At 67.1% G+C, this 24,972-nt stretch carries 14 protein-coding genes, 8 tRNA genes and 1 pseudogene; 12 read left to right on the top strand and 11 right to left on the bottom strand.

The window, feature by feature from the left end; genetic code table 11:
* Positions 1-54: 54 nt before the first annotated feature.
* From JOF29_RS21635 to JOF29_RS21600, 8 genes are all read left to right on the top strand, one after another.
* Entirely contained in the window at positions 55-2,802 is a 2,748-nt protein-coding gene (locus tag JOF29_RS21635) for a UxaA family hydrolase (protein WP_209696315.1), read from the top strand.
* A gap of 97 nt (positions 2,803-2,899) precedes the next feature.
* Positions 2,900-3,724, top strand: coding sequence for a fumarylacetoacetate hydrolase family protein (locus tag JOF29_RS21630; RefSeq protein ID WP_307863584.1), 825 nt, complete (start codon positions 2,900-2,902; stop codon positions 3,722-3,724).
* Positions 3,721-5,220 (top strand): aldehyde dehydrogenase (NADP(+)), encoded by a 1,500-nt coding sequence (locus JOF29_RS21625; RefSeq protein WP_209696313.1) that lies wholly within the window; start codon positions 3,721-3,723, stop codon positions 5,218-5,220. Before JOF29_RS21630 ends, JOF29_RS21625 begins: the two co-directional genes overlap by 4 nt.
* A complete protein-coding gene (locus tag JOF29_RS21620) occupies positions 5,217-7,004 on the top strand; it encodes an IlvD/Edd family dehydratase (protein ID WP_209696312.1) in 1,788 nt (595 codons plus the stop codon). The genes JOF29_RS21625 and JOF29_RS21620 overlap by 4 nt, the downstream gene beginning before the upstream one ends.
* A 194-nt stretch (positions 7,005-7,198) precedes the next feature.
* Positions 7,199-8,557 carry a nickel pincer cofactor-dependent isomerase, group 22 gene (locus JOF29_RS21615; RefSeq protein WP_209699925.1) on the top strand — a complete coding sequence of 453 codons (1,359 nt, stop codon included), beginning with the start codon at positions 7,199-7,201 and terminating at the stop codon, positions 8,555-8,557.
* Complete coding sequence (locus JOF29_RS21610) at positions 8,554-9,420, top strand: U32 family peptidase (RefSeq protein ID WP_209696311.1); 867 nt, start codon at positions 8,554-8,556, stop codon at positions 9,418-9,420. Before JOF29_RS21615 ends, JOF29_RS21610 begins: the two co-directional genes overlap by 4 nt.
* Positions 9,410-10,777 (top strand): FAD-binding oxidoreductase, encoded by a 1,368-nt coding sequence (locus tag JOF29_RS21605; RefSeq protein WP_209696310.1) that lies wholly within the window; start codon positions 9,410-9,412, stop codon positions 10,775-10,777. Before JOF29_RS21610 ends, JOF29_RS21605 begins: the two co-directional genes overlap by 11 nt.
* Positions 10,777-12,093, top strand: a complete 1,317-nt coding sequence (locus tag JOF29_RS21600) for an alpha-L-fucosidase (protein WP_209696309.1) — start codon at positions 10,777-10,779, stop codon at positions 12,091-12,093. The genes JOF29_RS21605 and JOF29_RS21600 overlap by 1 nt, the downstream gene beginning before the upstream one ends.
* A 460-nt stretch (positions 12,094-12,553) precedes the next feature.
* Here JOF29_RS21600 and JOF29_RS21595 read toward each other — a convergent pair.
* The 11 genes and pseudogenes from JOF29_RS21595 to JOF29_RS21550 all read right to left on the bottom strand — a co-directional run bounded on the left by JOF29_RS21595 (position 12,554) and on the right by JOF29_RS21550 (position 15,237).
* A tRNA-Glu gene (locus tag JOF29_RS21595) sits at positions 12,554-12,626 on the bottom strand.
* A gap of 33 nt (positions 12,627-12,659) precedes the next feature.
* Positions 12,660-12,750 (bottom strand) — tRNA-Ser (locus JOF29_RS21590).
* A 40-nt stretch (positions 12,751-12,790) separates the two neighbouring features.
* Positions 12,791-13,135, bottom strand: a complete 345-nt coding sequence (locus JOF29_RS21585; protein WP_209696308.1) for an Imm8 family immunity protein — start codon at positions 13,133-13,135, stop codon at positions 12,791-12,793.
* A gap of 57 nt (positions 13,136-13,192) precedes the next feature.
* A pseudogene (locus JOF29_RS43410) lies at positions 13,193-13,746 on the bottom strand (RtcB family protein); the annotation flags it as partial.
* Positions 13,656-13,904 carry an RtcB family protein gene (locus JOF29_RS43405; protein ID WP_245359981.1) on the bottom strand — a complete coding sequence of 83 codons (249 nt, stop codon included), beginning with the start codon at positions 13,902-13,904 and terminating at the stop codon, positions 13,656-13,658. The pseudogene JOF29_RS43410 and the gene JOF29_RS43405, both read right to left, overlap by 91 nt.
* Before the next feature lie 169 nt (positions 13,905-14,073).
* Positions 14,074-14,165 (bottom strand) — tRNA-Ser (locus tag JOF29_RS21575).
* Positions 14,166-14,285: 120 nt separating this feature from the next.
* Positions 14,286-14,732, bottom strand: a complete 447-nt coding sequence (locus tag JOF29_RS21570) for an HNH endonuclease (protein ID WP_209696307.1) — start codon at positions 14,730-14,732, stop codon at positions 14,286-14,288.
* A 72-nt stretch (positions 14,733-14,804) separates the two neighbouring features.
* A tRNA-Leu gene (locus JOF29_RS21565) sits at positions 14,805-14,879 on the bottom strand.
* 40 nt (positions 14,880-14,919) lie between these two features.
* Positions 14,920-14,993: transfer RNA gene (locus JOF29_RS21560), tRNA-His, on the bottom strand.
* Positions 14,994-14,995: 2 nt separating this feature from the next.
* Positions 14,996-15,069 (bottom strand) — tRNA-Arg (locus tag JOF29_RS21555).
* Between the two features lie 92 nt (positions 15,070-15,161).
* Positions 15,162-15,237, bottom strand: a tRNA-Pro gene (locus JOF29_RS21550).
* A gap of 657 nt (positions 15,238-15,894) precedes the next feature.
* On the opposite strand from JOF29_RS21550, the gene JOF29_RS21545 reads away from it, so the two are divergent.
* The 4 genes from JOF29_RS21545 to JOF29_RS21530 all read left to right on the top strand — a co-directional run bounded on the left by JOF29_RS21545 (position 15,895) and on the right by JOF29_RS21530 (position 24,728).
* A tRNA-Thr gene (locus JOF29_RS21545) sits at positions 15,895-15,970 on the top strand.
* A 1,783-nt stretch (positions 15,971-17,753) separates the two neighbouring features.
* Positions 17,754-18,896: a pPIWI_RE_Y domain-containing protein gene (locus JOF29_RS45460; RefSeq protein WP_209696306.1), complete on the top strand. Its 1,143-nt coding sequence runs from the start codon at positions 17,754-17,756 to the stop codon at positions 18,894-18,896.
* On the top strand, positions 18,893-22,171 hold the full coding sequence (locus JOF29_RS21535; RefSeq protein WP_209696305.1) for a hypothetical protein: 3,279 nt from the start codon (positions 18,893-18,895) through the stop codon (positions 22,169-22,171). Before JOF29_RS45460 ends, JOF29_RS21535 begins: the two co-directional genes overlap by 4 nt.
* The gene (locus JOF29_RS21530) at positions 22,149-24,728 is read left to right on the top strand and encodes an RNaseH domain-containing protein (protein ID WP_209696304.1); all 2,580 of its coding nucleotides are present in this window, start codon (positions 22,149-22,151) and stop codon (positions 24,726-24,728) included. The genes JOF29_RS21535 and JOF29_RS21530 overlap by 23 nt, the downstream gene beginning before the upstream one ends.
* The last annotated feature ends 244 nt before the right edge of the window (positions 24,729-24,972 follow it).

The raw sequence follows: 24,972 nt of genomic DNA, 5'->3' as shown, positions 1-24,972 counted from the left end.
AATCATGCATCATGCACGATTTCGGCACGGCCTAGCTATGGGGAGACACGAACGATGGTGAGGTTCGAACAGATCGGCGTGCTGCCCGAGTCAGGAGACAACGTCGCGATCGCCTCCCGGCGGCTGGACGCCGGGACCGAGGTGGAGCTCGACGGTACGACGGTGACGTTGCCGCACACCGTGCTCGAAGGACACCGCTTCGTGGTCGCGCCGGTCCGCGCACAAGAGGCCTTGACCTCGTGGAACACCGCGTTCGCGCGCGCATCCCGCGATCTGGTCCCTGGCGACTACGTCTGTACGCCGACCAGCCTGGCAGCGGTCACCGCGCGGGGCGTCGACGGGCTGCCGGACGAGCCGTCCGCGACCAACGAGCCGCTGGACCCGTTCGAGCTGGACGAGTCCGCGCTGAACTTCGGCGCCCAGGTGACGAGCGTCGAGCAGCCCGGAACGTTCCTCGGCTACCCGCGCGAGCAGGGCCCGGCCGGGACCCGGAACCACGTCGTACTGCTGGCCACGAGTTCCCGCAGCAGCGGGTTCGTCACCGAGCTCGCGCGGCGGTTCTCGCACTCGGCGGCCGGCGACGGCGTCGTACCGGTCGCGCACACCGAGGGCGGCGAGGACGACGTACCGAACAACCTGCACTTCCTGCTCGCCACGCTCGGCGGCTTCGCGCTGAACCCGAACGTCGGCGCGGTGCTGATCGTCGACACCGAGGGGGATGTCGTCTCCGGCGAGGCGATCAGGGACTTCCTGTCGGAGAACGGCTACCCGTCGATCAAGGTGCCGCACGCGTACTTCATCCGCAGCGCCGGCTTCGAGCACGACCTGACCACCGCGGGTGCGCTGATCGAGCCGTGGCTGCCGATCGTGGACGCGCAGCCGCGCGTCGAGGTGCCGCTCGCGGACCTCAAGATCGCGCTGCAGTGCGGCGGATCCGACGCGTTTTCCGGAATTTCCGCGAACCCGCTGGCCGGCCAGGTCAGTGCGGAGGTCATCAGGCACGGCGGTACGGCGGTGCTCGCGGAGACCGACGAGCTGATCGGCGCCGAGCCGTACGTGCTGACGAACGTCCGCGACCTCGCGACCGCGAAACGTTTTCTGGCCACGATCAAGTCGTTCAAGGAACGCGTCGGCTGGCACGGACACACCGCCGAGGGCAACCCGTCCGGCGGCAACGTGTACCGCGGGCTCTACAACATCGTGCTGAAGTCGATCGGCGCTGCCCGCAAGCTGCCGCGCGAGGTCCGGCTGGACCACGTGATCGACTACGGCGAGCCGCTGCCAGGGTGGGACGGTGTGGGGCCGGAGGCAGGGCGTAGTGGCGGCTACATCTTCATGGACAGTCCCGGCAACGACCTGGAGTCGGTGGCCGGGCAGATCGGCAGCGGCTGCAACCTGATCTTCTTCACCACCGGCAACGGGTCGATCACCAACTTCCCGTTCGTGCCGACGCTCAAGTTCGTCACCACCAGCGCGCGGTACGAGCGGTTGCACGCCGAGATGGACGTCGACGCCGGCAAGTACCTGACCGGTACGTCGATGGCGGACCTGACCGCGGAGACGTTCGACCTCGTCGTACGGGTCGCGTCGGGGGAGAAGAGTGCGGGCGAGCGGGCCGGGCACAGCCAGGTGTCGATCTGGCGGAACTGGAAGCAGACCGGACCGCGCGAAGGCATCTCGATCAGCACCGACGGGCGGATGGCGCGCCAACTCGCCGACCTGCCGGCCGAGGACCGCGACGCCCCGCTCGACGGGTTGCCGCACTCCGGCCTGACGTCCGACGGCCGCACGATTGCCGAATTGTTGACTGTCGACAATCGACAGGTCCCGGAGGCCGTCGGGTTGATCCTCCCGACCAGCCTGTGCTCCGGGCAGATCGCGTTGCGGATCGCCGCGCAGGCCGAGCTGGAGAAGTGGGCGGGCGACGCGGTCACCCGGATGGTCGCGCTACCGCACACGGAGGGCTGCGGCAGCAGCGGCGGCGCCTCCGAGGAGACGTTCGCGCGGATCATGCTCGGGTACCTGCTGCACCCGAACACCCGGATGGCGCTGCTCCTCGAGCACGGCTGCGAGAAGACGCACAACGACTACTTCCGCGCGCGGCTCGTCGAGGCGGGTGCGGATCCGGCGCGGTTCGGCTGGGCGAGCATCCAGGCGGACGGCGGCCTCGACGCGGTCGCCGGCAAGGTCAACGACTGGTTCAGCAGCTTCGACCTGCCGGCTCCGGTCGAGCAGCCCGGTGACCTCGGCGCGCTCACGATCGGCCTCGAGGCGCGCGGCCCGTTCCCGGCGCAGACCGCCGAGGCGCTGGCGCTGATCGGCCGCGAGATCGTCGGCTCCGGCGGTTCCGTCGTACTGTCGTCGCGTGGTGCACTGCTCGCCGATGACGGTTTCCGTACGGCGGCGTTCGGATCGGCGGACGCGGTCGGGCCGACGGTCGCACACGGCCAGCGGCTCGCGGCGCCGGGCTGGCACGTGATGCGGATGCCCGGTACGGACTGGATGGAGACGGCGACCGGTTTCGGTGCGACCGGCGTACAGCAGATCCTCGCGCATGTTGCCGGCGGCACCGTGTCGGCGCAGCGGTTCGTCCCGGTCGTCGAGTTCAGCAGCGACCCGGGGACGGTGTCGACGTACGGCGACGACCTGGACGCGGTGGCCACCGGTGACGCGGCCGAGCAGGCCCGGATCGGGCTGGACACGATCGCCACGGTCGCCGGCCGGCGGCTCGTCCCCAAGGCGGTTGCCTCCGGCAACATAGGTTTCCAGATCACCCGCGGTTTGCTCGGTACGTCGATGTAGCTGTGCCTATTAAATGAGAGGCCTCCCAATGCATTTGGTCCGTTATCTGTCCCCCGTCGACGGCCGGCCGGTCCCTGGTGTCCGCACCGGTGACTCGGTGGCTCCGTTCGAGGGGGTGAACTCCTTCGCCGAACTGCTCCGGCTGCCGCTGGACGAGCTGCAGGCCGCGGTCGCCAAGGTCGGCGCGGCGGTGCCCGCCGAGGGGCTGACGTTCCTGCCGCCGATCGACGGTCGCGGTGAGGTGTGGTGCGCGGGCGTGACGTACGAGCGGTCGCGCGGCGCGCGGATGGAGGAGAGCAGCGAGCAGTCGGTGTACGACAAGGTCTACACCGCGGACCGGCCCGAGCTGTTCCAGAAAGCGCCGGCCTGGCGGGTCGTCGTCGACGGCGAGCCGGTCGGGATCCGCTCCGACTCCGGGCACGACGTACCCGAGCCGGAGCTCGCGGTCGTTGCCAACAGCCACGGTGAGATCGTTGGGTTCACCATCTGCAACGACATGAGCTCGCGGTCGATCGAGGGCGTGAACCCGCTGTACGTCCCGCAGGCGAAGCTGTTCGCCGGCGGGTGCGCGCTGGCGTCCGGGATCCGCCCGGTGTGGGAGGTCGCCGATCCGAAGGCACTCGGTATCAGGTTGTCGATCCGCCGCGGTGACGACGAGGTGTTCAGCGGTACGACGTCCACCGCGAAGCTCGTCCGCGAGCTGAAGGACCTGATCGACGCGCTGTTCCTGCCGAACGACTTCCCCGACGGCGTGATCCTCGCCACTGGGACCGGCATCGTCCCCGAACTCGACTTCACCCTCGCCGAAGGCGACGTCATCACGATCACCATCGACGACCTGGGCACCCTCACCAACCCCGTGGCGGCAGGCCGAGAACCGTTCGCCTTCCTCGCAACCGACAACCTGGACGGACTCCGATGACCTCGCACCCTGCCGACACCCCGGCCACCGGCGGCGACACCACCCCCGCTCAGTTGGAGCAGGCGCTTGCTGCCGCAGCCGCGGCGGCTCCCGCGTTCGGAGCCACCGAGCCCGCCGTGCGGGCCGGGTGGATCCGGGCGGTTGCGGATGCGCTGGATGCGGCAGCTGGGGAGCTGGTGCCGATCGCCATGCGGGAGAGTTCGCTTCCCGAGGCGCGGCTGACGGGTGAGGTTGCGCGGAGCACCGGGCAGTTGCGGATGTTTGCGGATGTTCTCGAAGAGGGGTCCATCCTGGAAGTCACCATCGACACCAAGGACCCGCAGGCCAAGCCGGTCCCGCGCCCCGACCTGCGCCGCGTACTCGTCCCCCTCGGCCCCGTCCTGGTGTTTGCCGCGAGCAACTTCCCGTTCGCGTTCAGCGTCTGCGGCGGCGACACCGCGTCAGCGCTCGCCGCCGGCTGCCCCGTGATCGTCAAGGCCCACCCCGGCCACCCGGAACTCTCCGCCCGCACCGCCGCCGTGATGATCGACGCACTCAAGCAAGCAGGCGCCCCCGACGGCACGTTCGGCCTGATCGCGGGCTTCGACGTCGGCGTCACCGCGCTCAAGGACCCGCGAATCACCGCCGCCGGCTTCACCGGCTCCGTCCCGGCCGGCAAGGCGCTGCACGAGATCGCGGTCACCCGCCCGGAGCCGATCCCGTTCTACGGCGAACTCGGCAGCCTCAACCCGGTCTTCGTCACCCAGGCCGCCATCGATGCCCGCGGCAACGACATCGCCACCGGGTACGTCGGCTCCTTCACCCTCGGCGTCGGCCAGTTCTGCACCAAACCCGGCCTGCTGTTCCTCCCGGCCGGCCACGGCCTGCAGGCCCAGCTCGTCGAGGCCGTCGGCGGAGCGGTCGAGGCGAAGATGCTGAACGAGCGGATCGAGCAGGGCTTCACGTCGGGCCTGGACCGGCTGGAGAAGGTGGACGGCGTGCGCGTCTGGTCGACGGGCAAAGCGGGTGCTGCGGTTGCGCCGACGCTGCTGCAGACGACCGTTCCGGAACTCCTCGCCCGCCGCGACGAGATCCTGGAGGAGTGCTTCGGCCCGGTCTCCATCGTCGTCGAGTACGACGGGACCGACCAGCTGAAGGCAGCCCTCGAAGCCTTTGACGGCAACCTCACGGCGACCCTCCACGCGGAGGACTCGGACGCCGAGCTGGCGCGCGAACTCCTGCCGCTGCTGACGGCCCGCGCCGGACGCGTGCTGTGGAACGGCTGGCCCACCGGCGTCGCCGTGTCCTGGGCCCAGCACCACGGCGGCCCGTTCCCGTCGACGGTCGGCTCGATCCACACCAGTGTCGGCGTCACCGCCGCCCGCCGGTTCCAGCGCCCGGTCGCGTACCAGGACGCCCCGGACGCGGTGCTCCCCGACGTACTCAAGGACTCGAACCCGGCCGGGATCACCCGCCGGGTGAACGGAACCGTGACCACAGACGAGGTGCCGCGATGACTGACGAACCGACTGTTGACGAGCCTGACCAGCCGATCGGCCGGCGGAGCTTCGACCACTGGTTCGGCGAGAAGGGCCGCAACGGGTTCATCCACCGGTCGTGGATGAAGTCGCAGGGCTTCTCCGAGGAGGCGTTCGACGGGCGCCCGGTGATCGGGATCTGCAACACCTGGTCCGAGCTCACCCCGTGCAACGCGCACCTGCGGCGGCTGGCCGAGTCGGTCAAGCGGGGCGTGTGGCAGGCCGGCGGGTTCCCGCTGGAGTTCCCGGTGATGTCGCTCGGCGAGACGCTGCTGCGGCCGACCGCGATGCTGTTCCGGAACCTGCTCAGCATGGACGTCGAGGAGTCGCTACGCGGCAACCCGATCGACGGCGTCGTACTGCTGACCGGCTGTGACAAGACCACGCCCGGCTCGATCATGGGCGCCGCGAGCGTCGACCTGCCGACGATCGTGGTCACCGGCGGCCCGATGCTGAACGGTAAATTCCGCGGCTGCGACATCGGCTCCGGTACGGCGGTGTGGCGGTTCACGCAGGACCTGAACGCCGGGCGGATGTCGGCGGACGACTTCGCCGCGGCCGAGGCCGGGCAGTCCCGCAGCAACGGGCACTGCATGACGATGGGTACGGCGTCCACGATGGCCTGCATGGCGGAGGCGCTCGGCCTGCAGCTGACCGGGTCCGCGGCGATCCCGGCGGTCGACTCGCGGCGGTACGTCGTCGCGCAGAAGTCCGGGCAGCGGATCGTCGAGATGGTCAAGGAAGACCTGAAGATCAGCGACGTGCTGACCCGGGACGCGTTCGCGAACGCGGTCCGGGCGAACGCGGCGATCGGCGGCTCGACGAACTTCGTCATCCACCTGCTCGCGATCGCCGGCCGGATCGGCGTCGACGTGACGCTGGACGACATCGACGAGTGGGCGCGCGGCGTCCCGTGGCTGGTCGACCTGCAGCCGTCCGGGAAGTACCTGATGGAGGACTTCTACTACGCCGGCGGGCTGCCCGCCGTACTGAAGGAGATCCTGCCGCTGCTCAAGACCGAGGCGATCACCGTCACCGGCAGGACGATCGGCGAGAACGTCGCGAACGCCGAGCGGATCGAGGCGACGTACCCCGGTGCGGCGCCGGACAGCGAGACGTACGCCGTGATCCGCCCGGTCGGCGATCCGCTGGGCAGTGGCGCGGGAACCGCCGTACTGAAGGGGAACCTGGCGCCGGACGGTGCGGTCATCAAACAGTCGGCCGCGTCCGAGCGGCTGTCGCGGCACCGGGGCAAGGCTCTGGTGTTCAGCAGCATCGAGGAGTACGACAAGGCGGTCGAGGATCCGGAGCTGGACGTCGACGAGGACACCGTGCTGGTCCTGCAGAACGCCGGGCCGCGCGGGTATCCGGGGATGCCGGAGGTCGGCAACATGACGATCCCGCGGAAGCTCGCGGAGATCGGCGTCGACGACATGGTGCGGATCTCGGACGCCCGGATGAGCGGTACGGCGTACGGCACCGTCGTCCTGCACGTCACCCCCGAGGCGGCCGTCGGCGGCCCGCTCGCCCTGGTCCGCACCGGCGACTGGATCGAACTCGACGTCCCCGCCCGCCGCCTGCACCTGGACGTCACCGACGAAGAACTGGAGAAGCGCCGCGCCGACTGGCAACCACCCGCACCTCCCACCGACCGCGGCTGGGCCCGCCTCTACGTAGACCACGTGACGCAGGCGAACCAGGGCTGCGACCTCGACTTCCTGGTCGGCCGCACAGGCTCGGCCGTCGCCCGCCAGAGCCACTGATGCCCACCCAACCCGGTTCCCCTGGAACCCCACCACCCGGTTCCCCCGGGACAGCTTCACCCGGGTCCCCATCACCCGGTTCACCCGAGTCCCCATCACCCGGGTCCCCCGGGACCGCATCACCCGGGTCCCCTGGGACCGCTTCACCCGGGTCCGCCGGAAACGCCGGGACCGCTTCATCGGGGTCCGCCGGGATCTCGCAGCCCGGTGAGCCGGCCTCCAACTTCAACCCGCCGAGCGAAGCGAGGCGGGGGTGGGGGCCGTTCGACGCGATCCGGGGTCTGCGGCCGGGCGGCAAGCTCCCGCAGGTCACGCCGATTCGGCAGCTACTGAGTGATCTGCCGGTTTCGGTCGACCCGTACGGTGATGCGCGGTCGGCGCTGGAGCCACTTCGGGGGCGGGTCGTGCCGGGAGCGCGGATCGCGGTGACGGCCGGGAGCCGGGGCATCCGGGACCTGGTGCCGGTGGTGAAGGCTGCCGTGGACTGGTTGCGGGACGCCGGTGCCGTCCCGTTCGTGACGCCCGCGATGGGTTCGCACGGCGGGGCGACCGCCGACGGGCAGCGGGAGATGCTCGCCGGCCTCGGCATCACCGCGGAATCCGTTGGCTGCCCCATCGAAGCGACGATGGAGACCGTTGTCGTAGGCACCCTCCCGGACGGCACCGAGATCCACCACGACACCCTCGCCGCGAAGGCCGACGGCGTACTGCTGGTGAACCGCGTCAAGCCGCACACCGACTTCCGCGGCCCGATCGAGAGCGGCATCGCGAAGATCCTCGCGATCGGCCTCGGCAACCACCGCGGTGCGGCCGCCCTGCACGCCGGCGGTATCCCCTCCCTCGGCAGCAACATCGAGGCCGCCGCGCGGATGATCGTTGCACAAGGCAAGATCCTCGGCGGCCTCGCGATCCTGGAGAACGCCGAGGACCGCACCGCGTCGGTCGAACTCCTCACCGCGGACGGCATCGCCGAAGCAGCCGAGAACGCCTTGCTGCAAAGGGCTTCCAGCCTCCTCGGCCGCCTCCCGTTCGACCAGCTCGACGTCCTCGTGATCGACGAGCTCGGCAAGGACAAGTCCGGCGCCGGCATGGACACCAACGTGATCGGCCGCTGTTGGGTGCACGGAATCCCCGAGTTCGGGTCCCCGGACATCGCCGCGATCAGCGTGCACTCGCTGTCCACGGCATCCCACGGGAACGCGTCCGGTCTCGGGCTGGCCGACGTGATCCCCGCGCGTCTGCTCGAGCAGATCGACCTCAGAGCCAGCTACGTGAACGCGCTCACCTCCGGAGCCGGCGGTGCGCGACGTTCGCGGCTGCCGATGGTGATGGAGGACGACGAGGCCGCCGTACTCGCGGCCGTGACGATGTGCGGACGGCGGCACTGGTCCGAGCTCCGGCTGGCCCGGATCAAGGACACCCTGTCGCCGAACGAGCTGATGGTGACACCGGCCCTGCTGACCGAGGCGGCCGAACGATTCGACCTGGAGATCACCGGTACGGCGCGCAACCTGGCGCCGGCCGGCCGACTCGGACCCTGGAGCGAGAGATGAACCTTCGCGAAGCACGTGCCCTGCTCGCCGACCGCGGCTTCCGGCCCGGGGAGGCGTCCACGAAGACCTTCCCCGACGGTTCGCCGTACAAGGTGGAGATCCCGTCCTGCGAGGGCCCGCGGGTGATGACCGCGGTCCTGGAGGAGGCGAAGGACCGCGGCGTCACGATCGACCGGGTGTCGCAGGGCAGCGGCGTGATGATGCTGACCGACGGTGAGGTCGAGGAGATGCTGACGCTCGGCGCGTCCGAGGGCGTCGAGGTGTGCCTGTTCCTCGGCCCGCGTGGCTCCTGGGACATCGGCGGCCAGGCGAAGGTCTCGGCGGCGGTCGGCGGTGTTGCGCGCGGCAACGACCAGGTGGCGGCGTCGTTGTGCGACGCGTTCCGCGCGGTCGAGCTCGGCGTACGCAGCCTGCTGGTCGGAGACATCGGCGTACTGGAGATCCTTGGCCAGTTGAAGATCGAGGGCGAGCTGCCCGCGGATCTGGTGCTGAAGACGTCGGTGCTGATGCCGTTGCCCAACGCACCGACCGCCCAGCTGTACGAGCGGCTCGGCGCGACCAGCCTGAACGTGTCGACCGACCTGCCGGTGCCGGTACTCGCGGAGATCCGGTCGGTGACGACGGTACCGATCGACATGTACATCGAGGTCCCCGACGACCAGGGCGGCCACGTCCGCTTCTACGACGTACCCGAGATCGTCCGGGTCGCGGCGCCGGTGTACCTGAAGATGGGCCTGCGGAACGCCCCGAACATCTACCCGATCGGTGCCCACCTCGCCGGTACGGCGGAAGCCCTCGGACGGGAGCGCGTCCGCCGGGCCGAGCTGATCCTGCGGCTGCTCGCCGAGCAAGATGAGGGATGAGTTCCTGGACCGGCTCCGGTCGGTCCTCGGTGAGATTGTCGACGATCCGGACATCCTGGACAGTCATCGCAACGATCACGCCACCTTCTGTACGGCGGGTGTGCCGCGGGTGTTGGTCCGGCCAACGAGCACGGCCGAGGTGCAGGAGGTGATGCGGCTCGCGTCCGAGTTCCGGGTGCCGGTGGTCACGCAGGGCGCCCGGACCGGCCTGTCTGGTGCGGCGAACGCGGTCGACGGGTGCCTGCTGCTCTCGACCGCGCGGCTGGACCGGATCCTGGAGATCTCCGTCGAGGACCAGGTTGCCGTCGTACAGCCGGGTGTGGTGAACGCGTCGTTGTCCCGCGCCGTCCTGGAGCAGGGCCTGTTCTACCCGCCGGACCCGTCGTCGTGGGAGATGTCGACGATCGGCGGGAACATCGCCACGAACGCGGGCGGCCTGTGTTGCGTGAAGTACGGCGTGACATCGGACTTCATCCGCGGCCTGGAGGTCGTACTGGCGTCCGGCGAGGTGGTACGCACCGGCCGGCGGCCCGCGAAGGGGGTCGCCGGCTACGACCTGACGCGGCTGCTCGTCGGGTCCGAGGGGACGCTCGGCGTCGTCACCGAGGCCACGCTGGCGTTGCGCCCGGCCCCCGAAGCCGCACTGACCGCTGCCGCCACGTTCCGAACCATCGAGGACGGCATCGCAGCCGCAGCCGCCGTGATGGCCTCCGGCCTCCGCCCGTCGCTGCTGGAATTCCTCGATCAGCCAACCCTGCGGGCGATCCAGGACTATCGGGACATGGGACTGCCGCAGAACGTCGGCTCGATGCTGCTGGCACAGTCCGATCGGGGAGCGCAGGCTGTTGAAGACGTCGCCCGGATCGCCGAGATCTGCTCCGCGCACGGTGCCGTCGACGTCGCGGAGTCCTCGGACGCCGAGGAGTCCCAGATGCTCCTGGAGGCGCGCCGGCTGGTCAACCCGGCGCTGGAGCGACTCGGCATCACGCTGATCGACGACGTGTCGGTGCCGCGTTCGCAGTTGGTCACGCTGCTGCGCGGCATCGCCGACATCGGCACGCAGTACGACGTCCTGATCTTCTGCCCGGGGCACGTCGGCGACGGGAACATGCACCCGACGGTGGTCTTCGACCGGAACGACGCGGCGGCCGAGACGCGCGCGTTGCAGGCGTTCGGCGCAGTGATGGAGCTTGGCCTGCGGCTCGGCGGCACGATCACCGGCGAACACGGGATCGGCACGCTGAAGGCGGCTTGGCTGGAAACGGAACTCGGCCCGGTCGGCCTCGAGCTGCACCGGCGGGTCAAGGCCGCGTTCGACCCGTTGAATCTGTTGAACCCCGGAAAGGTGTTGTTGTGATGGATGCTTCGGCCGTACGTCCGTCGGCGCGGCAGGTCGCCTGGCAGCGGCAGGAGCTCACTGCCTTCGTGCATTTCGGGCCGAACACCTTCACCGACCTGGAGTGGGGGACCGGGCTGGACGATCCCGCTGCGTTCGATCCGTCTGCGCTGGACTGTTCGCAGTGGGTTTCCACACTTGTGTCCGCGGGATTCAAGAGCGTGATCCTGACGGCGAAGCACCACGACGGGTTCTGCCTGTGGCCGAGCAAGTTCCTTCCGCACACGGTTTCCGCGTCGTCCTATCGCGGGGACGTGGTCGGAGAGCTGTCCGCGGCCTGTGCTGCAGCGGGTCTTGGGTTCGGCGTGTACCTGTCGCCGGCCGACCTCTACCAGGAGAAGGCGCCCGGCGGGTACTACGGCAACGGCAGCCCGGCGGTGCCGTCACGGATCGGCGAGTTCGAGTACGTCGTCGACGACTACAACCGGTTCTACCTGAACCAGCTACACGAGTTGCTGACGTCGTACGGGCCGATCTCCGAGGTGTGGCTGGACGGGGCGAACCCGACGCACAGCACGCAGAGCTATGCGTACGACCGCTGGTTCGACCTGATCCGGCGGCTGGCGCCGGACGCGACGATCGCGGTCGGCGGACCGGACGTGCGCTGGGTCGGCAACGAGGACGGGTTCGCGCGCGAGGCCGAGTGGAGCGTCGTACCGTTCCGCGACGGCCGGATGCTGGCCGAGCAGACCGCACCGGACGTCGCGGGCCCGGAGCTGATCGCGCAGGCGGACGAGCTGCGCTGGTACCCGGCGGAGGTCGACGTGTCGATCCGCCCCGGCTGGTTCTACCACGCCGCGGAGGACGACGCGGTGAAGTCGCTCCCGGAACTCCTGGACATCTACCGCAGATCGGTCGGCCGGAACGCCGTCCTTCTCCTCAACATCCCACCCGACCGCCGCGGCCTGTTCGCCGATCCGGACGTGGCGCGGTTGCAGGAGTTCGGGGCGGCGGTGCGGGACTACTACGACACCGACTTGGTGCTACCGGCAACGATCAACGTCCTGGATCTGCGGGAAGACATCGAGCAGGGGCAACAGGTCGAATCCTTCGCCGTAGACGCACTCGTCGAAGGCTCCTGGCAGGAGATAGCCACCGGCACCACGGTCGGCCACCGCCGCCTGCTCCCACTCGACCACCCGGTGACCGCCGACGACCTGCGCCTGCGAATCCTGTCCACCAGAGCCGAAACCGCCGTCTCACTGACGGCGCATTTCGACCCGCTGCTCAATCCCGGCGCGAACTGTTCCTCGAACACGTCACCACCCCGGTCCTGAAAGGTGCCCGAGGCAAGCGGCTGCCACGTCCCCCTGCCTGGAGTCGAACCAGGAACCGAGCCTTCGGAGGGCCCGGTGTGATTCCGTCACCAGGGGGTTGCGTACCGAAGGACGGGTAGTGCACCGGTGAGACGCTGTACATGCACCTGCCCGCACGCTCAACGGCCCGAGTACTGCCCGTCCTTGGGTACGCGTTACTCCTGCACGGACACGACCCGCGTCCAGTCGGAGCACTCGGATTCGCACCACACGTGATCCCCACGGTGCGCGATCCGATCCCGCTGCACATGCCCGCAGGCAAGCAACACGCGCCGCATCGAGTGCCCCTGCGCGACCGGAGCACCGGTCCTGCCACCAGGCACTCGCTTCCTGTTCCTGAGGTCGGCCACGGCCGGTCCTCCTCTCTTGTCTGATAGTTACTACGTGCCGAACGCAGGATTCGACCCTGCAAGCTGACGCGTACCCCGTACCGGATTCGAACCGGTGATCTCCTGGATGAGAACCAGGCGTCCTGACCGCTAGACCAACGGGGCTGGCAGGGTGGCTGGTCCATCCCAACCACCCAGCGGTGAGAGCGAGATTCGAACTCGCGAGCCGACATGCCAGCCGACCGACGGTTTAGCAAACCGCTGCCCCTACCAACAGGCGGATCTCACCAAGTCCGGTTCGCTCGGCCCCGGACCTACTACGTTTCCCGCTAGTCCTCGAACTCCCACAGCCCCAGCCGCGCCAGCTTCTCCGCCGGGTCGTCGTACGTCGGCGCCGAGAGTTCCTCGAACTGCCGGCACAGGAACCCGACCGCCAGCCGAAGGTCGAACGGGTCGACGATCAGATGATGGCGCCCGATCTGCGGTCCTTCCCCACGGACGACCCGGCGCAACCACAACGGCGTACACACCAGCACGTCGAACGACTCCTCACCGGGTTCGCCCGCCGGTCCGACGATGAACCGAACCCAGACGCCGTCGTCGTTCGGATCGTCCGGAACGTACGTCTCTACGTCGACGTCCGCGCTGTAGACCAATCGCACTGCAGCCTTCACGAGACCTCCAGTCCGCCGCCCGCCGTCTCCCCTGATGACGGCGGGCGGCGCGAGTGTTCAGCCCTTGACGCAGATGACCTGCTTGAGGTGGGCGACTACCTCGACCAGGTCGGACTGGGCCGCGATGACCGTGTCGATGTCCTTGTAGGCGGCGGGGATCTCGTCGATCACGCCGGCGTCCTTGCGGGACTCGACGCCGTCGGTCTGGGCGACCAGGTCCGCGACCGTGTACCGGCGCTTCGCCTCGGTGCGGCTCATCCGCCGGCCCGCCCCGTGAGAGGCCGAGTAGAAGGAGCGCTCGGAGCCGAGCCCGCGGACGACGTACGACCCGGTGCCCATCGACCCCGGGATCAGCCGAGGTCTCCGCGCCCGGCCCGGATCGCACCCTTGCGGGTGACGAGCAGGTCGAGCCCGTCGAACTGCTCCTCCGCCACGTAGTTGTGGTGGCACGAGATCGGCTGCTCGAACCGTACGTCGACCTCGAACGACTCCCGCACCGCCTGCATCACGAGTGCGAGCATCACCGCACGGTTCCGGGCGGCGTACTCCTGCGCCCACGTGAGGTCCCGCCGGTACGCGTCCATCTCCGGCGTACCGGACAGGAACACCGCGAGGTTGCGGTCCGGGAGGTCCGCGTTGTGCGGCAGCTCCCGGGCAATCCGCATGTGCCGCACCCGATGTCGACACCGACGGCAGCCGGCGACACGGCCTGGTACATCGCGATCACGGACCCGACCGTCGCACCCTTGCCGAGGTGCACGTCCGGCATCACCCGAACCCCGTGCACCCACGGCAGCGCCGCGATGTTCCGCAGCTGCTGCAGCGCCTTCGCGTCGACCTCGTACTCCTGCGCCCACATGAGCGTGGAGCTCTTGGCCCCACTCAACTCAACCGGAAGCTCCACGTTCATCTCCTCACCCTCTTCGTTGGTGTGCATGCGGCGGAAGCAGGTCTCGAACCTGCACGCCCGCTGAAGGGCTGACCGTTTTCGAAACGGTTGCCGTTAGGCCGAAGCTCGGCTTATTCCGCCATAGCTGCCAGGGCAGGGGTCGAACCTGCGGGGCCTCGGGTCAGGACCGAGGGTGGGTCGCCGTCGCCCACCTGGCATCGCGCTCCGCCGCGACACCGGGCAGGGTCTGCTGGTGTCGGGTCAGAGCGCTATCTCGGCACGGGAGGGGATCCACGGCTGCCACAACAGCGGCATGCCGGCCTCTTCCGGGGTGCGCGAGCCCTTCTTCTCGTTGCAGTCCGCGTGTGCGGCGACGGCGTTCAGCCACTCGCCGCGTCCGCCTCTCGACCGTGGAACGACGTGGTCCATCGTGGTGGCGCCGAGCTTGCCGCAGTACGCGCAGGTGTACTTGTCCCGCTTCAGTACGCCGGCCCGGGTGTACTGCAGCCGGCCGGAGGCGTACCGCCACTTCATCACGACGTACCGGACGAGCCGCAGGACGCGGGGAAGAGGGAACGGTCCGATGCTGGCGCCGTCGTGGGCCTCCTCGACGACGGCGACCTCCCGGACGAGCATCCGGATGGCGTGCGGGATCGACACGACGTGCAACTGCTCGTACGAGGCGTTCAGGACGATCACACCGCTCATCTGGTTCCTCCTCCTCTCCAGTGTGCCCGACCGGCGGTCGGCAGGTCGGCGATCTCGGTGTCGGTCCGTTCGTGCGGCTCCAGGGATTCGAACCCTGAACCTCCTGGTCCTAAGCCAGGCGCCTCTCCCAGTTTGGGCCAGAGCCGCGGGTGTACGCCGTACTCCACGTGAGTACGTCGTACCGCAGGGTGTCCGGCGGGGCTCGAACCCGCTTCCTCCGGGGTCACGTCCCGGCGCATCGCCCACTTCCGCTTCGGACACAGCACGCCCGGCAGGATTCGAACCTGCATCCTCCTGCTTCGTAGGCAGGCACTCTCTCCGGTTGAGCCACGGGCGTCCGGTGCCCTGTGCCGGATGTACTGCGGATTTCCGTCACAGGGCACGCGTACGGCGCCCGCTCGGCCGGTAGCTGAGCATCCTGCGGGCGCCTGGTCCAGCTGGGAGGACTCGAACCTCCGATCTCCTCAACCCAAATGAGGCGGCCTGGCCACTGGCCTACAGCTGGTCCTCCCCGGGGTCTCGCGGACGCCGGGGAAATTGCGATGAATGTCCAGTTGTCAATTGTTCGTGCCGATATCCGTAAATACCGGAAAGCACCGACGGAGGGAGTCGAACCCTCTTGACGCGGGTTTGGAATCCGGTCCGCAACCATTGCACGCCGGCGATGGCCCGAGGTCGGGCAAAAGAAAAGAGCCGCCTGCTGCCGGTACCCGGCTCAGACGGCTCCTGGAGGTCTCCCCACTCGGAGATCACCCAGGCGGACCGCCCACACGCGGGCTCAGCTGGTGGTTGTAGCTGGCCTCGTCGCCCACGGATCGCAGGCACGCCGACAAAGCCATGCGGCCGGGCCGCCAGGCTTCGCTCAGGATGTGCGTTCCGAACACGATCTCTCCTCAGGGTTTTGGTCTTGCGGGAATTAGTGTCACCCAACTCCACTACCGAAGTCAACGCATTTCCCGCACAATTTGTTCCACTCGCTATTTCCCGCCGCTACGACGCACATAACCGACTCCCAGTTCCCCGTCCTCCCCGGAGTGGAGCGCTCGGCGCATGCGCCCGCCCCGGAGTGATCCCGGGCACACCCGCACCCCGCGGTACCGCCGTACCCAGATCCGATTCGGAATCCTCCCCCTCCTCCCGCTACACTCTTGCCTCGGTACCCGCCGCCTTAGCTCAGTCGGCAGAGCGTCTCACTCGTAATGAGAAGGTCATCGGTTCGATTCCGATAGGCGGCTCCACCAAGGCCCCTCTGACCAGGCAAAACGCCTCAGTCAGGGGGGCTTCTCCGTGGCCCCAGACCCGCCAGGTACACACAAAAGTACACAAAGACGTTCGCACCTCATCTGTACCGGTGGAATGTGCACGCCGCGCCGGGTGTCCGGGCCCCGGGGTCGGCTCGATCGGTGCGCACGAGCTGCCGTGGGCCACGGCAGCGTCTAGGCGCTTGAGATAGGACCGCCAGAGCCAGGATGAGGCCACCTCAGTGGGAGTGCCCTCATGCTGGCCATCGGAGGCTCGACGTATGAAATGCGCACCGAGGTGGGGGCATTTGGTCCCCAGTAGCGGTCGCTGCTGCCGGCTCCCGCGCCTGCGAACTGAGGCGTGGTGTCCGGTCCTTGGGCCTCATCGCCACGGAACCCTTCGTGGCGGCTGCCGGCACCGAAGTTAGGGAGCTCCTGGATGGCGGATAGAGGGATCCGTGCTGACAGCTCTGTCCGCCTGGCCTTGATACCCCTCGCGAGCGGCCGTGTAGGCGCTGGCAGGTGGCCAAGCGGGCGAGCTCGGCAAACTCCAGAAGCATCGGCGCCGTCGGCGCCGTCGCAAGTCCCGGCAGATGGACGCGGGTCGGAACACCCTGCCTGATGATCAGCCGGGCCCGGGCGATCGTGGCCGCTGCTGAGCCCCGGGATAGACCTACGGTTCGTTCGCACAGGACCGATTGCGGTCTCAGCGGGGTGTCAGCAAGGTTCCGACCTGGCACCATCGTTGCCCGATGGCGGCCATGGCTCTAAACCACCCATACTGCGGCGGCCAAGGAGCCACGAAGTGTCCTCGGTACGACCTGAGGTAGCCCCGGGCCCCGTGCGGGTCCTCTCGTGGTCCCGTGCCTCACACGGAAGGCGCCTGGTAGATGCGTGGGGGAGACCGAGTGGTGCCGTGCGGTGGCACCATTTGGGTGGGCTGGTTCGGCGGCCAGCAAGTTTCCATACGATTTCCTGGCCGGCGCAGGATGACAAGGAAAGTTTCTCCCGGCGGCGCACGCGTCACGAAGGACCAGAGCCGACGCTGATCGTGACAGGGGATCGGTCGCTTCGGGTCTGGGCATCGGTTGGCTGCTGCCGGACTGCGTCGCCTGTGTGATGTGTGCCCGCCTCACCGGGCGCACGCCAACGGCGCAGTCCGGCAACCTCAGGCCAACGAGTAGGAGCCTCGCTGCCAGCGGCCCCGGACCACCCTGGGGGATAGTCGCTCGGTACCGCGATGCTGGGTGAGAAAGACGTGCCCTCCCAGGCGATCCAGGTTAGTCACAGATGTGATTCGTATCGACTGTTTTGCGCTTGTTGCAGGCAACGGCTTGCGAGTTCCATCCCCCTATCAGCACCGCACCTGGAAGTCTCTGCATCCCTCCGAAAGGACAGACCGTTCGGCCCGGAGGTCGCGGTTAGAGCAGCGAAAGTGTTCGGCGTCAGGGAAGTCGACGGGCACTACCTGCTCGGTCGTGGCCTTCCTGTTTCTAGGCATATCCAGCGTGCGGCGGCATCCTGCTCGAGCTGGTCCAACCGCTGCTGTACTCGCTGAGCCGCCGAGACTGCAGCTTGACGTTCCCGCACTTCGGCTTCCCGGCGTACCCGGTCTCGCTCGAGCCTCGCGAAATCTCCCACCGTGTCTCTTCGTCGTGTCGCGCCGGCTCTCGGTCCGTGAGCTCCGCGCTTGCCGGTCGCGGCGGGACTGCTTCGAAACTGTCGGTGCGCTCTGTTAGACAGTCATCGCAGTGCGTGATGCCAAATAAGGAGAAGTTGAGTGCTCAATTTACGTTCGCCGCATGACGCGGTGGTGACTGCGGCGCTGCGGGCGAGTGTTGCGTGGTCTCAACGTGGTGACCAGCCGGGTGCGTGGCGGGAGGTGGCGCGGATGGCGGGCGTGATCATGCATGTGCAGGCGTCGAAGTCGCAGATCCGGACGCCAATGGATCTTGTGGCAGCGTTGCGCAGGCCGATCAGCGAGTTGCTTCCCGACGTGTCTGAGGGCGGCGTTTTGGGGTCGCTCGTACTCCTGGATGAGGCTGACGGGCTTACGGATGCTGCTTTGGAGGTGGCTGCCGACTACACCTTTGGTCTGTTCGACCGTGAGGCTGATCCGGCAACGTCATGGCTGCCGAAGTGGGCCTGGCAGCGCGACGAGCAGGTTGAGCGTGCAGTCTTTCAGGCGACAGTGCAGACCGGTGATCAGAAGGTCTACACGGCGTCTCGCCTCTTTTTGATCGAGCGCCCTGCTGGGGTTCGCCGTGACTTGATCGATGAGCGAAACACCAACCTCCGGTATGCGGGGGCAAAGGCGGTAGCGGAGTACGTCGACATTCCCCGGGATCGGAGTCACCGCGGCACGGGGGATGGCGATGCGTGGTGGTGGCCGTGCCCGGCGTGCCGGTGGCCGATGAAGGTGAGGGAGCGGTCGGTGTTCTGCAGCTACTCACCGCACGAGGCGCGGTTCGAGATCAAGGGGTATGACCTGGGTCTGCCGCAGCTGAGAAAGGTGTCGACCGCGCGGATGCGGACGCCGAAAGGATTGCCTGTTACGGGAGCTGGGTGTCTCGATCCCGCGGTGTGGCGGTTCATCACCATTCCGGGGCTGCCTGAAGTAGTGCTTCAGCAGCTGGAGAGCGAGGAACTAGGCATCAGGGTCACGCCGTGGCCGATTATGGACACGTTCGATGCCTTGGTCACGGCGCCGGGTTTCGCTCCCTGGACCGTGGATGTCAAGGACCACGTAGATGCTCGCCGGATTATCGATGAGCCACCGGCTGCACGGCATGTCCTGGTGCCGAAGTATCGGAAGAGCCAGATTCCGCAACTGTCGCGCGCGCTGCCTGACAAGACGTTCTGGACGGTTGAGGCGTTCATGAAACACGTCCGCACGGTTGTGGGTCGAGGTGATGCCCAGTGAGCGCGGCTCGGGGTGGCCGGCGCGGTCCACGAGAGGCCGACTACAAGGTAGCCATTCACGTGGTGCGGGGTGCGCTGGCGCTCGCGGTCTTGTACTTCCCGATCGAGCAGCAGGGCCGGCGCTGCATCCGCGTCGCGGATGCACTGTTCTTCTTGTCAGGGCAGGTCGACAAGTGGGCTCGCTGGCTGCGGCTGTCGGAGGAGGAACGCACCTTGATCGCGCGGCTACTGCGGTGGCGTCCGGTCGCGATGGCCAACCGCAACGGCTTCAGGGACCTGGTCGAACAGTTGGTGCCTGAACAGATCGCCGAATTCAGCTTCTTGGATTCTGACGTCCTGCTGGTCGACATGGCCTCACCCCAGGTTGTGGTCGAGGAGTGTGTGCGGTTCCTGTGGCTCGAGCAGGAGATGCAGACCCGGCGGCCGCAGAAGGTCGCCGGCCCCGGAGAATTCGTGACGTGGACGAGCGGCCCACGCGGCACCGGAGCAGTCGAGACACGCTATGCGTTGTCTCTAACACCGGCTGCCGAGCCGGAGGAGCCAACTGACCTGGGTCAGCCGGTGGACGCATCAGAGCTGTCGATACCGTTCGACGACTTGAGGAGAATGGCTGACCTGCTGGATGCGGCCTTCGGTCAGACTCATCGCCGCGAGTCGATTGACCGGATCTTCACCCGTCTGCAGGGAGATCCGGAGAATCTGGAACAGGGCCAGTGGGTGCTTCGCGCAGGTGCTACCCAGCTGCTGAATGCACCGACCGGAGTCGGCAAGAACGTCCTGGCTGAATTGGTAGCGTGCTGGTGCGCCGAGCGCGGCATGGTGACCACCTTGCTGGTTCCCAAGAACGCGGTCGTCGTGCAGACCGCTCACTCGATCGATGCCAGCCTTCGTGCGCTTGGCGTCGATGGTGATGTGGTGCCATTGATGTCCCCGCGCAGACTGGCAACTGAGGCTGAGATCGCAGCTAAGGGCTCAAAGCCAGGCGGACTCGGCGAATGGGCCTATGACCGCATGCACTATGCCTGCGCCTTGCCGGCAGCCGCTGAGACTGAGGATGGCGTCGATGCTTGGGTGCCGGGAGCAGAACCGTGTGGAGATCTGCGGGCCGTAAAGGACGACGGCTCTGCCAGTCAGAAGCGGTCGCGGTGCCCGTGGCGCAACAGCTGCGGGAAGTTCCGTGTTGCCAGGCAAGCTGCAACGGCCCGGGTGATTGTGACCAGCCATTCGAACTTCGCCGTTGGGCGCCTGCACGTTCCTGTAGTGATGGACGGCCGGGTCGAAGAGAACCCCTCGGTCGAGGCCGTTGTGCTGTTCCGCAGTCACGCCGTGCTGATCGATGAGATCGACGCGTTCCAGGCTAGCCTGATCGGTGAGAGCGCTAGCGGCTTGACCTTGGCGAAGAGGCGCGGCTCATCGGGATCGCTGTTGCGGCGTTTCGACACCGAGTTCGGCGATGCGATTGGCCTGATCAACCCTCTCATCGAAGGCCGCGTCCAAGCACTGCTGTCGCAGGCACGGTATCTAGCCGAGAACTACAACCGTCACCTTGCCGCCGGGGACTTCATTCGTTCACGGGCCGGCCGTTCACCAGGCCACCCGATGTTCGGTCGCTGGGTCTTGCCGCGCAGATGGGACGGCTGGCTCGCCGCGGCCCTGTTCGGCATTCCACCCGACGCCAAAGATCTCAGCGTGAGCACAGAGCAGCTGGCCACGCTGGATGCTCTGTTTCCCGAGTCCACCAGCGGCGCGGTGATTCCTGATTGGCTGGAACCGGTAGCCACGGTGTTGGCGACGTTGACCAGTCCTGCCAGCGGAGGCGATCTGTTCATGGTCGGCCGTGAACTCCTTGCCGGGATGCTCAAGGATCACCCCTACCCTGTTAGCCGCCTGGACAGCGATGAGACGCGGGTACTGGTCGCAGATCGGCTGATCCGGCGAGCGCATCTGGAGACGTTGCGCAAGTGCCTGATGTCAATGGTCTACGCGGCGCCGCAACTCCACGCCTCAGGCGTCAAGGCGGCAACGGAAATCGCTGATGCGCTCGGTCAGTTCGCCACCTGGAGAGCGGTGCCCTACGGGCCGATGGGCCGAGTCTTGTTCGCCTTCACCGAGCTCCACGACGACGACCGGCCGTGGGACACCTCTTTGCGGGTCAGCGGGTTCGGCGGAGACCCCCACACGTACGTGGTGACTTTGGGAGACCTCACCGCTCGAGCCCACACGGGGCGCAGCCGTATCGTGGTCGGTCTGTCCGCAACGGGCTACTTCCCTGGCGCACCCCATCACCACGTCCACGTTCAGCCGATGTGGTGGGTCCCCGACGATGTGACCGGTGGACTCACCATTCATGCCACCCCGGTCAGCGACGAGGAACTGGAATTCCTACGAGTATCTGGAACCAGCGGCAAGGAACGCCGCGCGACCATGACCAAGCTGGGCAAACAACTCTGGATCCAGCACCTCGACAAGAAAATCCAGCAGCTGCTGGCTAACCCTGAAACGGCACGTCGGGCCCGGCTGCTGCTCGCCACCACAGCCTATGAGGGAGCGGAAGATCTCGCGGTTGGACTGTCCGCCGCGGGTGTCCCCGCCGAGCGCATCGTCTTGGGGGTACGCCCGGACGATGCACCGGAAGGACCTCGGCTGACCGCACGCTGGACCGAGGTCCCGGCAGATCGACTGGAAGAATTCGGCCGCACCGTCGGAACCGAACCCGGATCCGTCCTGATCGCACCACTGGCGCGAACCGAACGCGGACTCAACATCGTCGACCGCGACGGCCGCTCCCAGATCGGCTCCGTCTGGCTCGTGATCCGGCCCATCCCGGTCATGGATGAACCAGCCGAGCTGCTCGCGCACGTCAACGCCGACATCCATGCCATCTCGACCGCTACCGACGCGCCAGCCGAGGTATTGGAGAACATGCGCATCGAAGCAGCCCGGGCGTTCGACCGCATCTTCCGCAGCCTGCCGTACTTCCGTGCGCTACCTACTGCGGTGCAGATCGCTATTGCCAAGGAAATCCTCAACGGACTCATCCAGCTGGCCGGCCGTGCACGGCGCGGCGGCGACAACGCCGAGATCCACTTGGTCGACTACGCCTTCCACGACACCAGCGGAAAATCAGACCTCGCCAGCCTCATCCGTCAGATCCGCGACAACTGGCACAACGAAGGCCAGCTCGACCTCATGCAGTCGCTCTACGGCGACACCCTCCAAGCGATCTTCACCTTTGCCGACCAGCGACAGGAAGATGACGAACACCGTGACCACTGACCTCGCCAAGGGCTTGCACACCCTCGCCTACGAGATCGACCCCCAATCGCTGGGAACCGTTGCGATCTATCCCATGAATCCGGACTTCCTGGCCGGCTGGGACGGCATGACCAAGCTGTTGCAGAACCGCCTGGCCCGCGACGAAGTCATGCCAAGCTACACCGCACTCACCGTCGCCCTGACCGCTGTTACAGGCCAGCCAGTAACCCTGTTCCCTGGTCGCCAAGGCACCCGCGACAGCGACGCCCTGCTCATCACAACCCAACCGATCGACCCCTGGATCATGCATACCGCGATCCGGAAATTCGAACAGTTGACCACCGGCGACCACACCTCGGACACGCTCGCAGCGCTGCTGCCAATAGGCATCACGCCGCGCATCGAGAATCTCGCCGACTTCATCGAGCGCGACAAGGTCAACCAGCCAGTCTCAGCGCCTCGCTGGTTCTACCAGGCTGCCCGCTGGGAACTCGCACGCCGGCTCGCCGCCGAACCACTGCTCATCGACGGCACCTACCCCATTCAGCTGAGAATGGACACCGAGGGCAACCTTCTCGCCTTCGACAACCCCATCAGCCTGCCGTCCGGGAAGACCAGGACCGGCCACGCTACGCAGTACGTTTCGACAGCCATCGTCACGGTGCCCGGTGCAGCGAACTTCTACCTCAGTCTCGACGGCCACGTGGCCCGTCACCCCACGACGTGGTCGTTCGTCAAGAACGCCTATATCGACAGAGGTTCTGGGCCGGCTGACCCGATCCTCCGGCTACCGGTCCTGTCGCCCTACCCGAAAATAGGACGAGACCACGCCCAGACCAAAGGCCACGTTGCAGACGTCATCGATGCTCTTGGCCTGAGCGCGATCACGCTTCCCGCCGAATTCGGAACTGAAGCCGGACAGGTACGCCCCATCGGCAAGCCGTTGTTTCACCCCACAGGCAAAGGGCCTGGAGTCAGATTTCTTTACCAGCTAGGACAGCACGCGACACGGCAGCTCGGTATCCAGCCCCTGCGATATGCCAAGACCTCGATGAGCGTCAAAGCATTCGACGACCATGCCATCCCCGCAGCCAAAATCGACGATGCAGTACTTGCCAGCGGCCTGCAGCACCTGCGCATCGTCTGCCTGTACTCCACACCGATCGTTCGCCGCCGCATGCAAGAAGTCATGGCCACCTACAGTGCTGCCCCGGACACCTCGCTGGCCGGAATCCCCGACGGTCAAACCATCCAGCTGACCGGCAGACTGAGCGTCATCATGGCAGAGGCCGGCGACATCCTCGATCACGGCCCACAACCTCGCGTCCTCAACGATCAAGCATGGCTGAAGGCACAGCCGGGGACCGGTATCGCTGCCCTGGCCGAGACCTTCTGGGATCCCGAAGACCCGCCAAAGGACGACGCGAAACCGATCGTGCGGCGCCTCCTTGGAGAAGAGGGCATCGTCAGCCAGTTCATCAACTCCAACTGGACCCCCGCCAAGCCGAAAGCCGCCAACAAGGCGAAGACAAAAGATGCACAGGGCAACGAAACGATAGTCCAGCCGAAGAAGGCCTCCGACTACCCGGCGATCGGCGCAATGCGAGATCTCTTTCGCCAGGCCGGCGTGATCGACGATCGCCTGGGGCAGGCCATGGTGAAGGGTGACACGGTGACGCTGGATCGGTCGGCGATCCTGGTGGGGATCCATATCCGGCAGGACACCCCACGACGACAACGCAATGGCTACAAACCCGCCAACAGCCTCGTAATTCGTCTCACGGCACTTCATGCCGAAGCGGACCTGAACCAGCCATGGCGAGTTAAGAGTGCGGGCAAGCCAGGCCAGCCCTGGTTGAGCTACCGCGAGGCTAACGCCGAGTACTACACCGATCCCATCGGAATGAAGGAACTCTCCCGCACAGTCGACAAGCGCGAAGCCGTGCAGGCCTACGTTGAACAGGCGCTACAGGCAGCCGAGTTTCCCCGTGACCGACCCGTGGTGCTGTTCGTTGACGCCGAATCCTGCAAAGGGCTCTGGTCCGGTCTCAACGACACAGCTCTCGGCCGCGGACCGCTGCCCGGCGACTCCCTTAACCACCCAGACCTTGCAGTGGTTCGCTGCGCCAGCGGACAGCGGGTTCCGCAAGCCACCCATCGCGGACACGGCACGCCGGTGGCCGACCCCCATCAACCGGCGCTGCCACAGATGCAGGTATATGGACACAGCGAGAACGGAACAGGCAGTTGGCTCCTAGCGCAAGCGTCCAAGACCTACCGAGGCAAATCGATTGGAGCAAAAACCGGCGCCAAATACACCCGGTGGACACTGCCGACCGATCAAGCGAAGTTCCACGCCGAAGACTGGCACGCGCTCACCATGATCGAGATCACGATCGCACGAGCAGGATCATGGCAACCAGCAGTACTTGTAGAACTCACAGCCAGGCTGTGCCATCAGGCGGCTGCCTGGGATGACCGGACCAAGAAGCCGGTGCCACTCCACCTCGCGGAACGCTCCGATCTCGACCATCCACACAACCACGGAGAAAGCACGCCCGAATCTAATGAACCGTGAACCAGATAGGGGCAGCGGACGCAGAGCTATCTGGACCCCCGCAGCCACCAATGCAGGGGTAGAGCCCGACTAGCGAGGTCGGACCCGAACCGGGCGGGCATCGTTCGTCCGCCGACGTGTAGCCGCTGTCGGCATCGTGATGGTGCCGCCCACGACGAATCAGAGAAGTGCGACGAATGACGACGAGTGTGGACAGCAGGCGAACCGGCCCGTCCCAGCGTTCGGGCTGAGCGAGCACCAGGTA

The sequence above is a fragment of the Kribbella aluminosa genome (genome assembly GCF_017876295.1).
GTDB lineage: Bacteria > Actinomycetota > Actinomycetes > Propionibacteriales > Kribbellaceae > Kribbella > Kribbella aluminosa.
This window is presented reverse-complemented; position numbering and strand designations above follow the sequence as displayed.

What these genes read in the sequence shown, in the direction of transcription:
- JOF29_RS21605 (WP_209696310.1), top strand. Translation starts at nt 9,410, where the DNA reads ATGAGGGATGAGTTCCTGGACCGGCTCCGGTCGGTCCTCGGTGAGATT.
- JOF29_RS43405 (WP_245359981.1), bottom strand. Translation starts at nt 13,904, where the DNA reads ATGCCGGACGTGCACCTCGGCAAGGGTGCGACGGTCGGGTCCGTGATC.
- JOF29_RS21570 (WP_209696307.1), bottom strand. Translation starts at nt 14,732, where the DNA reads ATGAGCGGTGTGATCGTCCTGAACGCCTCGTACGAGCAGTTGCACGTC.
- JOF29_RS21635 (WP_209696315.1), top strand. Translation starts at nt 55, where the DNA reads ATGGTGAGGTTCGAACAGATCGGCGTGCTGCCCGAGTCAGGAGACAAC.
- JOF29_RS21625 (WP_209696313.1), top strand. Translation starts at nt 3,721, where the DNA reads ATGACCTCGCACCCTGCCGACACCCCGGCCACCGGCGGCGACACCACC.
- JOF29_RS21530 (WP_209696304.1), top strand. Translation starts at nt 22,149, where the DNA reads ATGACGAACACCGTGACCACTGACCTCGCCAAGGGCTTGCACACCCTC.
- JOF29_RS21620 (WP_209696312.1), top strand. Translation starts at nt 5,217, where the DNA reads ATGACTGACGAACCGACTGTTGACGAGCCTGACCAGCCGATCGGCCGG.
- JOF29_RS21610 (WP_209696311.1), top strand. Translation starts at nt 8,554, where the DNA reads ATGAACCTTCGCGAAGCACGTGCCCTGCTCGCCGACCGCGGCTTCCGG.
- JOF29_RS21600 (WP_209696309.1), top strand. Translation starts at nt 10,777, where the DNA reads ATGGATGCTTCGGCCGTACGTCCGTCGGCGCGGCAGGTCGCCTGGCAG.